This is a genomic window from Azospirillum sp. Sh1 (assembly GCF_008365135.1).
In the GTDB taxonomy this organism is placed as follows: Bacteria; Pseudomonadota; Alphaproteobacteria; order Azospirillales; family Azospirillaceae; genus Azospirillum; species Azospirillum oryzae.
This window is the reverse complement of sequence record NZ_VTTK01000021.1, coordinates 75426-89403: the sequence shown is the minus strand read 5'-3', so window position 1 is coordinate 89403 and position 13978 is coordinate 75426. Positions and strand designations below refer to the sequence as shown.

Annotated in this window: 11 protein-coding genes; 4 read left to right on the top strand and 7 right to left on the bottom strand. The window is 68.9% G+C overall.

The genetic code is table 11. The features are described from left to right. Positions 1-107: 107 nt before the first annotated feature. Positions 108-749, bottom strand: a complete 642-nt coding sequence (locus tag FZ029_RS20365; protein WP_149271430.1) for a hypothetical protein — start codon at positions 747-749, stop codon at positions 108-110. Then, positions 746-1663, bottom strand: coding sequence for a helix-turn-helix domain-containing protein (locus FZ029_RS20360; RefSeq protein WP_149271428.1), 918 nt, complete (start codon positions 1661-1663; stop codon positions 746-748). The genes FZ029_RS20365 and FZ029_RS20360 overlap by 4 nt, the downstream gene beginning before the upstream one ends. Positions 1664-2355: 692 nt before the next feature. On the opposite strand from FZ029_RS20360, the gene FZ029_RS20355 reads away from it, so the two are divergent. Next, positions 2356-3588, top strand: a complete 1233-nt coding sequence (locus FZ029_RS20355; protein WP_149271426.1) for a plasmid replication protein — start codon at positions 2356-2358, stop codon at positions 3586-3588. A 4-nt stretch (positions 3589-3592) separates the two neighbouring features. On the opposite strand, the gene FZ029_RS20350 is transcribed toward FZ029_RS20355, so the two are convergent. The 4 genes from FZ029_RS20350 to FZ029_RS20330 all read right to left on the bottom strand — a co-directional run bounded on the left by FZ029_RS20350 (position 3593) and on the right by FZ029_RS20330 (position 8368). Continuing rightward, positions 3593-4228 carry a phosphatase PAP2 family protein gene (locus tag FZ029_RS20350; RefSeq protein WP_149271424.1) on the bottom strand — a complete coding sequence of 212 codons (636 nt, stop codon included), beginning with the start codon at positions 4226-4228 and terminating at the stop codon, positions 3593-3595. A gap of 428 nt (positions 4229-4656) precedes the next feature. Then, on the bottom strand, positions 4657-5472 hold the full coding sequence (gene hutG, locus FZ029_RS20340; RefSeq protein WP_149271422.1) for an N-formylglutamate deformylase: 816 nt from the start codon (positions 5470-5472) through the stop codon (positions 4657-4659). Further along, the gene (hutH, locus tag FZ029_RS20335) at positions 5469-7007 is read right to left on the bottom strand and encodes a histidine ammonia-lyase (protein WP_149271420.1); all 1539 of its coding nucleotides are present in this window, start codon (positions 7005-7007) and stop codon (positions 5469-5471) included. Before hutH ends, hutG begins: the two co-directional genes overlap by 4 nt. Continuing rightward, entirely contained in the window at positions 7004-8368 is a 1365-nt protein-coding gene (locus tag FZ029_RS20330) for a formimidoylglutamate deiminase (protein ID WP_149271418.1), read from the bottom strand. The genes hutH and FZ029_RS20330 overlap by 4 nt, the downstream gene beginning before the upstream one ends. Before the next feature lie 96 nt (positions 8369-8464). On the opposite strand from FZ029_RS20330, the gene hutI reads away from it, so the two are divergent. The 3 genes from hutI to hutU all read left to right on the top strand — a co-directional run bounded on the left by hutI (position 8465) and on the right by hutU (position 12283). Further along, positions 8465-9712, top strand: a complete 1248-nt coding sequence (hutI, locus tag FZ029_RS20325) for an imidazolonepropionase (protein ID WP_149271416.1) — start codon at positions 8465-8467, stop codon at positions 9710-9712. Then, positions 9709-10437, top strand: coding sequence for a histidine utilization repressor (hutC, locus tag FZ029_RS20320; protein WP_149271414.1), 729 nt, complete (start codon positions 9709-9711; stop codon positions 10435-10437). Before hutI ends, hutC begins: the two co-directional genes overlap by 4 nt. 163 nt (positions 10438-10600) lie before the next feature. Continuing rightward, positions 10601-12283, top strand: coding sequence for a urocanate hydratase (gene hutU, locus FZ029_RS20310; RefSeq protein WP_149271412.1), 1683 nt, complete (start codon positions 10601-10603; stop codon positions 12281-12283). Between the two features lie 173 nt (positions 12284-12456). On the opposite strand, the gene FZ029_RS20300 is transcribed toward hutU, so the two are convergent. Next, complete coding sequence (locus tag FZ029_RS20300) at positions 12457-13785, bottom strand: GH1 family beta-glucosidase (RefSeq protein WP_149271410.1); 1329 nt, start codon at positions 13783-13785, stop codon at positions 12457-12459. Positions 13786-13978 lie beyond the last annotated feature (193 nt).

The following is a 13978-nucleotide window of genomic DNA, read 5'->3' as shown; positions in this document are numbered from 1 at the left end:
CAAAGCCGGGCCGTGGCGCAAATCTAAGACATGTCTTAGCTTCTCACCGCCCCGACAGGGTGTCGCCCCTGCCACAGACCGGCTTCCTAAGACAGACCCTGTGCCTATCATCGCATGCGACGCATCGCCGACGCCAGCACCGGACGCACAGAGGCGGATCCGCCCCCCGTCTCCCCGCTTCGCTCGCCGGCCATGGCGATGGCGCGCAACCGCTCAGCCAGAGCCCGTTCGGCGGCACAGGCCTCTTCGCACAGCGTGCGGATCTCGGCGATGCTCGGACGCCATTTGCGGGTCCGCCGCCAGCGGCGTGCCGCCTGATCGATCGCCCAGGCCGGGAACTCGCCCAGATCATCCGCCCAATCCATCGCGAGCAATTGCTCCACCTCCGGCGTCGTCGCCTTCGCCGGAAAATGGCTGAGCAACGCCAGCACGCGACCCAGCAGATGGTTGGCCGGTGCCGGCGCCAGGATGGTTTCGTCGATCTCCGCAAGGGCCCGACGGGCAAGCGCGGCATGGCGCGGCGTCACCCCATCGGGCGGCGTCCAGTCCTCCACCACGTCGGCGAAGCCGTCCTCGGTGAAGCGGCTGTGACGTCCGACCTGCCCGCGGTCGAGCAGCCGTTGCAGCGGCTCCGGCAACGCCCCACGCAACATCCGGCTGCGCAGGGCCGGGGCCATCGCCGGATCGAAGGGCAGCGGCAGGCTGGGCGGAACGGCCGGTGCTGCGGGGAACGGGTGCAGGTTGCTCATGCGATCCCCCAGGGATTGGCAGGCGTGGCCGATTGCCCGGCGTTCAGGCGCGCCGCAACGCTGGCCCAGGCCGACAGGCGCTGTTCCGCATTGGCGGCGGCAGTGGATGCCGCGGCGGGTGTCGATGCGCGGGGAGCGGTGCGCGCAGCACGGTTGCCCGATCCACGGTTGCCAAGTCCACGTTCGCCAAATCCACGGTCGCCAAATCCACAGCCGCCGGATCCGCCGGCCGTTGCCGCGGGCTGTGGCGCCATACGCCCGGCGTCCTGCAAAAGCCACGACCGCCATGCCGCAGCCGGATCGCGGTAGCGGTAACCATGGGCCCGGCATTGCTGGACGAAGCGTTCGGCATGTCCATCGACATCGAGGTCGGGGAAGCGTCCCGCCGCCCACTCGCGGTCGGTGGTCGGCGGCGTCCAGTCCTGCGGAACCGCCTCGGCCACCGGCGCCATCCCCTCGTCTGCACGCCGGTGGAGCGTGTCAGGAATCTGTTCTGGTTCAGGCTGTTCGTGACTCGCCGGTGAACAGGGGGAGTCCGCCGCTGAGTCAGCGGGGCTGTCCACCCCTGCACCATCGCCGGCCTTCTCGTCCGCCGCGTTCCCGACGGTCAGCGCCAGCCGATACCGGCAGCTCAGCCGGCCGCCGTTGGACGAGCGGCGGTGTTCGATGCCGACCAGCCCAAGCGCCTCCAGCCGGCCTAGGATCCGGTTGACGGTCGGCCGGCTGCGTTTCAGCTTGTCCGCCAGCGTTGCCTGCGACGGCCAGCACACCCCCGCCTCGTCGGCGTAGGTGCTGAGCGCCGCCAGCACGGCGAGGCCGTCGGCGTCGAGGTCCGGGTGGTCGAGCCACCAGGCCGGGATCCGGCCCCAGCGGTTTTGCCCGGTGCGGTTCGGGCTTTTGCTGTTCTCGGTCATCTGTGGCGATACTCCTCCGCGCCATCCGCGCAAGATTGGACGCATGGACGGCCGCATGTCTGGCTGTCACGATTGGTCCAGATGATTCGAAGCGGTTGATTGCAGAGTCGAATCGCGGGCAGGCACTCCATGACCACCCATGGAGCGGCAGCCCGCACATGGTGAGCGACAGCCCGCGACCGTAAAGCCCCTGCCCGCGACCATGGAGCATCGGCTCGCGGTTCCCTGCCGAATCGGAATCCTGATGCCTTTGGCCGCGGTCCTGGAGCCTTTGCCCGCGATTTGGCCCCTGCCGCCCGCCCGCGATCCTTCCCGCGATCCCGGCCAATCCTGGAGCAACAGCCCGCGATTGACCGCGGATAGGGGCAATCGCGGGCAATCCGGCCCCTCTCGCATCCATGTCCGCCTTCCATGGAGCGGCAGCCCGCGGTTCCGTCCGGCAAGCCCGCCGGTCCACCGGCGCCGATTCTCCCGATTCTTCAAGGAGTCACGGTCACGTACCCCGGCAGGACGGTTCTCACGGGCCAATCGCGGGCTGTCGCTCCATAACCGCGGGCCGTTGCTCCATCATCGCGGGGGGTGGCGCCATATGCGCGGGCTGTCGCTCCATCCCGGATGCGGTAATTTCTCCGCGTTCTGTTGCACCGGCGGGTCCGGCGCGCCATGGTTACTTCCGACCTTCGGAGACGTTCATGACCAAGATGGCCCCGACCAGCGCCGCGCAACTCATCCTGTTCGAGCTGGAAGACCGTTCGCAATCCCACCTGATCGCGCTCTACGATCTGGCGCCGCGCTTCGTCTTCGTCTCCCGCGACAACGACAAGGAAAAGGCCGCCAAGGACAAGGGCGAGCTGGTCACCAAGGACAACTTCATCAAGTCGGTGCGGCGCGAGTTCGCCTTCCGCGGCCGCAACTATCGCCTGACCGTCCAACCCGCCCGTATCGACCGGCTCAGCACCGCGAAGAGGGACGACCGCGCTCCCGGCGCCGGACCGGATCTGGTCGAAGTCGAGATCTTCCCGTCTGAGCGCGAGCAAGTGGTGGAGCAGGTCGTCCGCCGTCTCGCCATGGACCGCTCGCGCCTGTCGCTGACCGGCGAGAACCGCGACAAGGTGCAGATGCGCTTCAGCCTCTACGAGATTCAGCGCGAACTGCGGGCGGTCAACCACACCCTGTCGATCCAGGACATCCGCGAATCCCTGACCATCCTGGCGCGGTCGCGCATCATCATCTCCACCGGCGGCAGCGCCGAGCCGGGGAAGAAGAGCCGCGGTCAGAACCTGCTGGAATCCACCGCCTTCCCGGTGCTGGCGATCCGTTCGCGCCCGGATCTGGTCGATGAGGATGGCGGGGTCGAGGAAACCTATCTGGAATTCAACCCGCTGGTCTCCGCCGCGATCCGCGATCTGGAGTTCAAGCCGGTCTCCTACGCCTGGCTGATGAAGCTGAAGTCGCCGGTGTCGCGCTGGCTCTACAACCGCCTGTCGATCGAATACGACACCGCCGACGACGAGGCGAAGCCGATCTCGATCAGCGCCGACGAGATCATCAAGAACAGCGGCATGAACGAGTGGTCGCGCCGCCGCGACACGCTGCGCGTGGTGACCTCCGCCGTCGACGCGCTGGTGGAAGAAGGGATCCTCGACGTCGCCGACAAGGAATACACCAAGGTCGGCAAGCGCATCGACGCCATCGACTATGTGCTGACCCCGTCGCAGAAGTTCCTCGATCAGGTCCGCCGCGGCCGCCGGGTGCAGACCACCAACATTGACCTGCTCAAGCAGATCGTCGGCAACGCCATGCGTCCCGATGGTTTCGTGCCGTTGAAGGCGGGGGAGGCGGCGGAGGTCCGCAACAAGCGCGCCAAGCGGCTCGCCGATCCGGCCAAGCCGCAACAGGCCGCTCTGCCGCTGCCGAAGAAATAGCGGCTCAGCGCGCCAGAAGGCGCCGCGCCACCAGCGTAAGCGCCGTTCCCAGCAGGGCGCCGGCCAGCACGTCGGATGCCCAATGCCGGTGTCGGACCACCCGTCCGCCGGCGAGCGCCGCCGCCGTTCCGTAGATCATCAGGCTCTGTGCCGACGACCGGCTGACGGTGGCGAGCGCCGTCGCCGCGGCGAAGGCGCTCGCCGCATGTCCGGACGGCAGCGACCGCGCGCTGATGCGCCATCCCGGTTTGCGGCGCGGGGCGCATTCATCCGGGCGCCGACGCTTCACATAGCGCTTGATCGAGCGGCTGGCGGTCGCCGTCACCACCAGACCGGCCACGCCGACGCTGCCGGCGCGGCGCAGATCCGGCTGACCGGTCAGCAGCCCGACGATGCCGGCGATGGCGAAGCCGGGGATCAGCACATGCCGCTTTATGGCGTAATGGCCCGCGGTCGCCAGCGCATGGCTGACCGGGCCGGGATCGCAGGTGACGATGTCGTGGACCTGCGCATCGAGTGCATCGACGGCGGTCAGGGTGGGCTGAAGGATGGCGGGAACCGGGTTTCCGCCATAGCCGATGCCGCCGCCCGGATTCTCGATGCCGCTCTTTTCCCCGCCGTGTTCAATGATGTCGCTCAACGCCGGTCCTCTGCCTTCCGCGCCGCAGCATGGGCGCTGCAGAGGAACGCAGGGCGGGCGGGGGCGGTTCCCTGACCCCGCCTGCCGGATCGACACTCAGTTCTCAACAGGACATCCCATAGGATATCATCTGCATTGCCCCGCGTGAGGGATCTACCCATAATCACCGGAATGAAGAGAGCTGTCCTCGACACCAACATTCTGACCGCAGGCTTGCGGAGCCGGCAGGGCGCCTCCTTCGCGGTGCTGAGCCTCCTTGCCGATGGGTTTCTGAAGGCCCGTGCCGGCACCGCGACCGGCGCGGGCCTGCGCTCATTCTTGGACCGGGTGCCGGACAGACCGCCACATACGGGTGACGAATTGGAGCGGTGACACTCGCCTGGACGCGGCGCTGGCTGAGGGCGCCGCCCCATGCCGTCACGACAGGATCAGCCCTGCGCCGGCCGCCAGCCGGCGAAGGCGTCCAGCACCGCCGTCAGCACCCGCTGCAGCCTTGAAGCCCGGTCGGGGCGATAGGCGAAGGGCGGCGCCTCCTCGTCCATGTAACGGTCCTGCGCCAGTTCCATCTGGATGGCGTGGACGCCGTGCCCCGGTTGGCCGTAAGCGCGGGTGATGTGGCCGCCGACGAAGCGCCCATTGGTGACGCAGGTCATCCCCTCGGCCGCGACGGCGCTTTCCATCGCCGTGACGACGCGGGCGATCAGGCCGGGGTCGGCGCTGGTGCCGTGCGCCGTGCCCAGATTCAGGTCGGGCAGCCGCCCCTCGAACAGCCGCGGCACCTGGCTGCGGATCGAATGGGCGTCATAGAGCAGGGCGAAGCCGTGCCGCGCCTTCACCCGCGCCAGTTCAGCCGCCAGCGCATCGTGATAGGGCCGCCAGTATCCCTCCACCCGCTGCGCGACCTCCGCCGCGTCGGGCGCCTGGCCCTCGCGGTAGAGCGGCGTGCCGTCGAACAGCACATCCGGGCACAGGCCTGTGGTGGCCTGTCCGGGATAGAGGCTTTCGCCGGTCGAGGCCCGGTTGAGGTCGACGACATAGCGCGAATAACGGGCACTGAGCAGCGTCGCGCCCAGGCCGCTTGCGAAGCCGTACAGGCGCGGGATGTGCCAGTCGGTGTCGCGCAGGGTCAGCGCTTCCTCCGTCAGCCGCTCGGCCAGACCGGGGGAAAGCGCGGTGCCGCAATGGGGCATGCTGATGACCAGCGGCCCGTCGCCATGCACCAGATCGAAGATGGTGTCGGTCATTGTGCGGTCTCCAGGGATACCGGCATCAGATGGTCCAGCGCGCCGTTGCGCACCAGGGTGCCGATGGCGGCCAGATCCGGGGCGAAATAGCGGTCGACCTCGTAACGCGGCACCTCGGCGCGGATGGTGGCGATGGCCTGCTCCAGCCGCTCGGCCGTCTTCAGCGGGCGATGGAACTCCAGACCCTGAATCGCGGCCAAAAGCTCTATACCGACGATGTCCGCGACATTGCCGGCGATGTCGCCCAGCCGCCGGGCCGCGAAGGTCGCCATGCTGACATGGTCCTCCTGGTTGGCGGAGGTCGGCAGGCTGTCGACGCTGGCGGGATGGGCAAGCGACTTGTTCTCCGACGCCAGCGCCGCGGCGGTGACATGGGCGATCATGAAGCCGGAATTCAGGCCAGGCTCGGCGACCAGGAAGGGCGGCAGGCCGCTGATGGTGGTGTCGATCAGCATGGCGATGCGGCGTTCTGCCAGTGCGCCGATCTCCGACGCCGCGATGGCGAGCTGGTCGGCGGCCATCGCCACCGGCTCCGCATGGAAGTTGCCGCCGGACAGCACCTCGTCGGTGTCGACCAGAACCAGCGGGTTGTCGGTGACGCCGTTGGCCTCGATCACCAGCGTGCGCGCCGCCTGCCGCATCTGGTCCAGAACCGCGCCCATCACCTGCGGCTGGCAGCGCAGGCTGTAGGGGTCCTGCACCCGATGGCAGTCGGGCCCCTGGTGGCTGGCGTTCAACTCGCTGCCGGCCAGCACCTCGCGGAAGGCGGCGGCGACGGCGATCTGGCCGGGCTGGCCGCGCAGCGCGCTGATGCGGGCATCGAACGGACGGTGGCTGCCCTTGACCGCCTCCACCGACAGGGCACCGGCGACCAGCGCCGCCTTGAAGGTGCGCTCGATCTCGAACAGCCCGGCGAGCGCCAGACCGGTCGACACCTGGGTGCCGTTGATCAGCGCCAGCCCTTCCTTGGCCTTCAGGTCGAAGACCGGCAGTCCGGCGATGCGCAGACCCTCTTCCGCCGGCAGCGTCTCGCCGTTGACGCGGACATGGCCGATGCCGAGCAGCACGCCGCAGAGATGGGCCAGCGGCGCCAGATCGCCCGACGCGCCGACGGAGCCCTTGCCCGGCACCACCGGCAGCACGTCGGCCTCATAGAGCTTCAGCAGCGCATCGACCAGCGCCGGCCGCACGCCGGACGCGCCGACGGCGAGGCTGACCGCCTTTATGACCAGGATCAGGCGGACGACGCCGTCGGCCAGCGGGGCGCCGACGCCGGTGGCGTGCGACAGGATCAGGTTGCGCTGGAGCGTCTCCAGATCCGACGCGGCGATGTGGGTGTGCGCCAGCTTGCCGAAGCCGGTGTTGACGCCATAGACCGCCTCGTCGCCGCCGGCGATCCGGTCGATCAGGGCGCGGGAGCGCTCCATCCGCGGATAGGCCGCCGGGTCGAGCGTCAGGGCCGGACGGCCGCGATAGATGCTGCGCAGCGTGTCGAGCGACAGCGCGCCCGGAACCAGAGTGATGCTCTCGCTCATCCCAGAAGTCTCCCAAGTGTCTTTTTGAAGCGGTCGGCGATTTCCTCCTCGCGCGGATGGCGGCGGTCGCGGACGATTGCGCGTCCGGCGATCACCACGTCACGCACGAGGGAGGTGTTGCCGGCGAAAATCCAGCCGTCCAGCAGCGCATCGCCCTTGCGCGCCGCCAGCAGCGGGTGGTCGGTGTCGAGCACGACGATGTCGGCTCGCAGTCCGGCGGCGATGCGTCCGGCCTCGAATCCGGTGGCCTGCGCGCCGCCGGCCTGGGCGTCCTCCACAAGCCGGCGCGCGGTGGAGCGGCGGGGGCCGCCGGCCAGCACGGTGCGCCGTTCGCTGGTCAGCCGCGCGCCGTACTCCAGCCAGCGCAGTTCCTCCACCGGGCTGACGGAGATGTGGCTGTCGGAGCCGATGCCCCAGCGTCCGCCCTGCGCCATGTAGGATTCGGCGGCGAAGAAGCCGTCGCCCAGATTGGCCTCCGTGGTCAGGCACAGGCCGGTGACCGCGCCGCTGGCGGCGACGCCAGCGACCTCCGCCCCGGTCATGTGGGTGGCGTGGATCAGGCACCAGCGGCCATCGACCGGCTGGGTGTCGAGCAGATGCTCCACCGGGCGGCGGCTGCGGAAGGCGAGGCAGTCCTCGACCTCCCGGCGCTGCTCGGCGATGTGGATGTGGATCGGGCCTTGCGGGTTGGCGGCGACGGTCTCGGCCAGCAACCCGTCCGGCACGGCACGCAGCGAATGCGGGGCGATGCCCAGCTGCACGTCTTCGGACCCGCCATAGGCGCTGCGCAGGGCCGTGGTCAGCCGGTCGAACCCTGCCCCGTCATGGATGAAGCGGCGCTGTCCGGCGGTCGGCGGCGTGCCGCCGAAGCCCGACGCGTTGTAGAGCACCGGCAGCAGCGTGATCGGCAGCCCGGCGCTGCGGGCGGCGGCGACGGCGCGGTGGCTCATTTCCGCCGGGTCGGCGTAGGCGCTGCCGTCGCGGTCATGATGCAGGTAATGGAATTCGGCGATGGCGGTGAAGCCGGCCTTCAGCGTCTCCACATAAAGCTGGGCGGCGACCGCCTCGAAATCCTCCGGCTCCATGCGGTCCAGCGCGCGGTACATCACCTCGCGCCAGCTCCAGAAGCTGTCGGAGCCCTCGCCGGAGCTTTCGCCCATCCCGGCGATGGCGCGCTGGTGGGCATGGGAATGCAGGTTGGCGATGCCGGCGACCGCCGCCCCGGCGAAGCGCTCCGCACCGGCCGGGCAGGCGGCACCGGGCGTCGCCGAGACGATCCGGCCGTGCCCGTCCGTCGTGACCAGCACATCCTCCGCCCAGCCGTCCGGCAGCAGCGCCGAGGCAAAAAACAGGTTGCTCATGAGGGCGCCCTCGCTATTATAGACAACACTATACAAGTATAGGCAACCGGCTGCCAAGAGGGTTGCTGCACGAACTTGTAGGAAGGAGCCGAACCGATGCCGACCAGCGCGCCGTGGGATTCCCTGTGGATCGACCTGTCCGTTGCCACCATGAGCGAGGCGGACGGTTACGGCGCCGTCGCCGACGCGGCGGTGGGCATCAAGGACGGCCGCATCGCCTTCGTCGGCCGCCGCGCCGACTTGACCGATGCGCCGGACGCGTTGGCGACCGAGGTGCATTCGGGGCAGGGCGGCTGGATGACCCCCGGCCTGATCGACTGCCACACCCACCTCGTCTATGGCGGCAACCGCGCCCGCGAGTTCGAGATGCGGCTGAACGGCGCCACCTATGAGGAGATCGCGCGGGCCGGGGGCGGCATCCTGTCCACCGTCACCGCCACCCGCGCCGCCAGCGAGGACCAGCTTCTGGCAGCCAGCCTGCCGCGGCTGGACAGCCTGCTGGCCGAGGGCGTGACGACGGTGGAGGTGAAGTCCGGCTATGGCCTCGACACCGAAACCGAAACCCGCATGCTGTGCGTCGCCCGACGGCTGGCACAGGTGCGCCCGGTGGAGGTGCGGACGACCTATCTCGGTGCCCACGCCCTGCCGCCGGAGTTCAAGGGGAATGCCGACGGCTACATCGACCGCATCTGCACCGAGACCCTGCCGGCCATCGCCGAAGCGGGCCTTGCCGATGCGGTGGACGCCTTCTGCGAGGGGATCGGCTTCTCGGTCGCCCAGACCCGCCGGGTGTTCGAGACGGCGAAGCTGCTCGGCCTGCCGGTGAAGCTGCATGCCGAGCAGCTGAGCAACCTCGGCGGCGCCCGGCTGGTGGCGGAGTTCGGCGGGTTGTCGGCCGACCATATCGAGCATCTGGACGAGGAGGGCGTCGTCGCGATGGCGCAAGCCGGTACGGTTGCGGTGTTGCTGCCCGGCGCCTTCTATGCGTTGCGCGAAACCAAGCTGCCGCCGATCGACCTGCTGCGCCGCCATGGCGTGCCGATGGCGTTGTCCACCGACAACAACCCCGGCACCTCTCCGGTCACCTCGCTGTTGCTGATGCTGTCGATGGGCTGCACCTTCTTCCGCCTGACCCCGGCGGAGGCGCTGGCCGGCATCACCCGCCATGCGGCGAAGGCGCTCGGCCTGACCGACCGCGGCGTGATTGCTCGGGCCAAGCGCGCCGATCTGGCGGTGTGGCGCATCGAACATCCGGCGGAGCTGGCCTACGCCATCGGCCTCAACCCCTGCATGGCGGTGGTCAATGGCGGGGTGGTCCGCAAACCGCATGTGGAGGCCGCATGAGCGACGTCATCTCCACCGCACAGCCGCGCTATGCCCAGATCAAGGAGGCCATCCGCCGCCGGATCAGCTCCGGCGACTGGCCCGAAGGTTTCCAGATCCCGTCGGAGCACAAGCTGCTGGAGGAATTCTCGGTCAGCCGCATGACGGTGCACCGCGCGCTGCGCGACCTGACCGACGAGGGGCTGCTGACCCGCGTGCAGGGGTTGGGCACCTTCGTCGCCGAACGGCCGCCCAGCACCGACGTGGTGGAACTGCGCAGCATCGCCGACGAGATCGCCGAGCGCGGCAACGTCCATTCCTGCCGGGTGGAGCAATTGCTCGCGGTTACCGCCGATACCGGTCTGGCCCGCCGCTTCAACCTGCCGGTGGGGGCGAAGCTGTTCCATTCCGTCGTCGTCCACAGCGAGAGCGACGTTCCGGTCCAGTTGGAGGAACGCTGGGTCAACCCGTCGGTCGCGCCCGACTATCTGGACCAGGACTTCACCCGCCAGACGCCGGGCGAGTATCTGATCCGGCTGGAGTCTTCGCCGCAGGTCGAGCACGTCATCGAAGCGGTATCGCCGACGGCGGAGATCGCCCGCCTGCTCGACATTCCCGTCACCGAACCCTGCCTGCGCGTCACCCGCCGCACCTGGGTCGGGGGACGGGTGGTGACAGTGGCGATGCTCGTCCATCCCGGCAGCCGCTACCGGCTGGGGGCACGGTTCCAGCTGCCGCCGCCTTAGCAACGTTAGACCCCCACCTAACCTCCCCCGCTGGGCGGGGGAGGGACTGCCGCCACCCTTCCGCACAAGCGCCAACTCCCTCCCCCGCCCAGCGGGGGAGGGTTGGGGTGGGGGCAAGAGTCAGCACAACACGCATCCCCCTCCCACCAGGAGCCACCACCCCATGTCATCCCGCCTCGACAACCAGCGCGTCATCCGTGCCCCGCACGGCCCCGAACTGAGCTGCAAGAGCTGGCTCGCCGAGGCGCCGATGCGCATGCTGATGAACAACCTCGACCCCGACGTCGCCGAACGGCCGCAGGAGTTGGTCGTCTATGGCGGCATCGGCCGCGCCGCCCGCGATTGGGAAAGCTTCGACCGCATCGTCTCGGCGCTGAAGACGCTGAACGACGACGAGACCCTGCTGGTCCAGTCGGGCAAGCCGGTCGGCGTCTTCCGCACCCATGCCGACGCGCCGCGCGTGCTGATCGCCAACTCCAACCTCGTGCCGCGCTGGGCGACCTGGGAACATTTCAACGAGCTGGACCGCAAGGGTCTGGCGATGTACGGCCAGATGACCGCCGGGTCCTGGATCTACATCGGCAGCCAGGGCATCGTCCAGGGCACCTACGAGACCTTCGTCGAGGCCGGACGCCAGCATTACAACGGCGACCTGAAGGGCAAATGGATCCTGACCGGCGGCCTGGGCGGCATGGGCGGAGCGCAGCCGCTGGCCGCCACCATGGCCGGCGCCTGCATGCTGGCGGTCGAATGCCGCCCCAGCAGCATCGAGATGCGCATCCGCACCGGTTATCTCGACCGCCACACCGCCGACCTCGACGAGGCGCTGGCCTGGATCAACGAGGCCTGCGCGAAGGGCGAGGCGATCTCGGTCGGCTTGCTCGGCAACGCCGCCGACGTCTTCCCCGAGCTGGCGCGCCGCGCCGGCACCGACATCAAGGCCCGGCCGCACATCGTCACCGACCAGACATCCGCCCATGATCCGGTGAACGGCTATCTGCCGCAGGGCTGGACGCTGGAGGAGTGGGAGAGCGCCCGCGAAAGCCAGCCCGCCGCGGTGGCCGCAGCCGCCCGCAAGTCGATGCGGGTGCAGGTGGAGGCGATGCTGGCCTTCCACGGCATGGGCATCCCGACCGTTGATTATGGCAACAACATCCGGCAGATGGCGAAGGAGGAGGGGCTGGAGAACGCCTTCGACTTCCCCGGCTTCGTCCCCGCCTATATCCGTCCGCTGTTCTGCCGCGGCATCGGTCCCTTCCGCTGGGCAGCATTGTCCGGCGATCCGGAGGACATCCGCAAGACCGACGCCAAGGTGAAGGAGCTGATCCCCGACGATCCGCACCTGCACAACTGGCTCGACATGGCGGCCAAGCGCATCCAGTTCCAGGGCCTGCCGGCGCGCATCTGCTGGGTCGGGCTGGGGCAGCGCCACCGCCTGGGTCTCGCCTTCAACGAGATGGTGAAGTCGGGCGAACTGAAGGCGCCCATCGTCATCGGCCGCGACCATCTCGACAGCGGATCGGTCGCCAGCCCGAACCGCGAGACCGAGGCGATGAAGGACGGCACCGACGCCGTGTCGGACTGGCCGTTGCTGAATGCGCTGCTGAACACCGCCAGCGGCGCGACCTGGGTCAGCCTGCACCATGGCGGCGGTGTCGGCATGGGCTTCTCCCAGCATTCCGGCATGGTCATCGTCTGCGACGGCACCGACGCGGCGGCCAAGCGGATCGAGCGCGTGCTGTGGAACGACCCCGCCACCGGCGTGATGCGCCACGCCGACGCCGGCTATGACATCGCCATCGAGTGCGCCAAGGAGCAGGGGCTGAACCTGCCGTTCCTGAAGTAAGCGGGCAGAGAATCTCCCTCTCCCGTCCCGGGAGAGGGAAGGGGCCCATGCGGAGCATGGGAAGGGTGAGGGGTGGCGCAAGAAACCATGCGCTCCTTGATTCTTGACCTAACCCTCACCCTCCCCACTTCGTGGGTCCCCTCCCTCTCCCGGGGCGGGAGAGGGCATTTTCCTCACGCCCCCCGGATCAGGTCGGAATACCAGCGCGCGGACTCCTTCGGGATCCGCGCCTGGGTTTCGAAATCCACCCGGACGATGCCGAACCGCGTGCCATAGCCGCCGCCCCATTCGAAATTGTCCAGCAGCGACCAGACGAAATAGCCACGCACGTCGGCCCCCAGCCCCTTCGCCTCCGCCATCGCCGCGATGTAGGCCTGGAGGTAGGCCAGCCGCTCCGCATCGACCACACGGCCCTCGGCGTCGGGCGTCTCGGCCGCCTTGGTGCCATAGCCGTTCTCCGTCACATAGATCGGCAGGCGATAGCGGCGGGTCAGGTCGACAAGCGTCTCGCGGAAACAGCCGGGGTCATAGGGCCAGTCGATCGCCGTCCGCTTCATCCCCGGCGGCGGCGACCCGAAGCCGAAGCCCCAGATCAGGCTGTCGTCCTTGCGGCCATAGACCGGCGCATAATGGTTCAGCCCGAACCAGTCCACCGGCCGGGCGATGCGCGCCATGTCGCCGGGCTGCACGTACGGCTCTATGGCCTCGGCGATGCGGCGCGGATAGCGGGCCAGCAGCTGCGCGTCGGGGAAGGCGCGGTTCCAATGCTCGTCGAACAGGGCCGCGGCCTCGACATCCTCCGGCTTGTCGGTCTCGGGCCGCATCGGCTGCACGCTGTGCACCGCGCCGATGGAGGCCCCCGGCACCAGCGCCCGCAGCACATCCACCCCGGCGCCATGGGCGAGGTTGACGTGGTGGATCACCTTCAGGTGGGTGGCGCGGTCGGCGATGCTGGGCGCCCCCCAACCGAAGGCCCAGCCGAACAGGGTGAAGACCGAGAACTCGTTGAAGGTGGCCCAGCGCTTCACCCGGTCGCCATAGCGCCGGGCGCACAGCGCGGCATAGTCGGCGAACCAGCCGATGCTGTCGCGGGTGCCCCAGCCGCCCAGATCCTGCAAGGCCTGCGGCAGGTCCCAGTGATAGAGGCAGAGCCAGGGTTCGATCCCCTTCTCCAGCAGCCGGTCGATCAGCCGGTCGTAGAAATCCAGCCCCTTTTCGTTCGGCGCCCCCCGCCCGCGCGGCAGCACCCGCGGCCAGGAGACGGAGAAGCGGTAGGCCTGCAAGCCCAGATCCGCCATCAGGTCCACATCCTGCGGCATCAGGTGGTAATGGTCGCAGGCGACGTCGCCGCTCTCGCCATTGTCAACCCGGCCCTTCAGCTTGCAGAAATTATCCCAGATGCTGGGCGCCCGCCCGTCCGCCTCGGCCCCGCCCTCGATCTGATAGGCCGAGGTTGAGGCGCCCCACAGGAAATCTTTGGGAAAAACCGGACGTTCGGCCATGGCGGATCACCCGAATGGAGGATATCCGAATCCTACGCCATTCCCGTCCGGGTGGAAGGGGCCAATCGTCGCTGTCGCCGCCGCAGCCGGGCACCACCATCCGTCGGGTAAAGCGTCACCATATCGCGGTCGACAGGACGGCGTGGCGCTCCTATGGTCACGCCGACCGAACGGGCGATTTCAGAAAGGAACG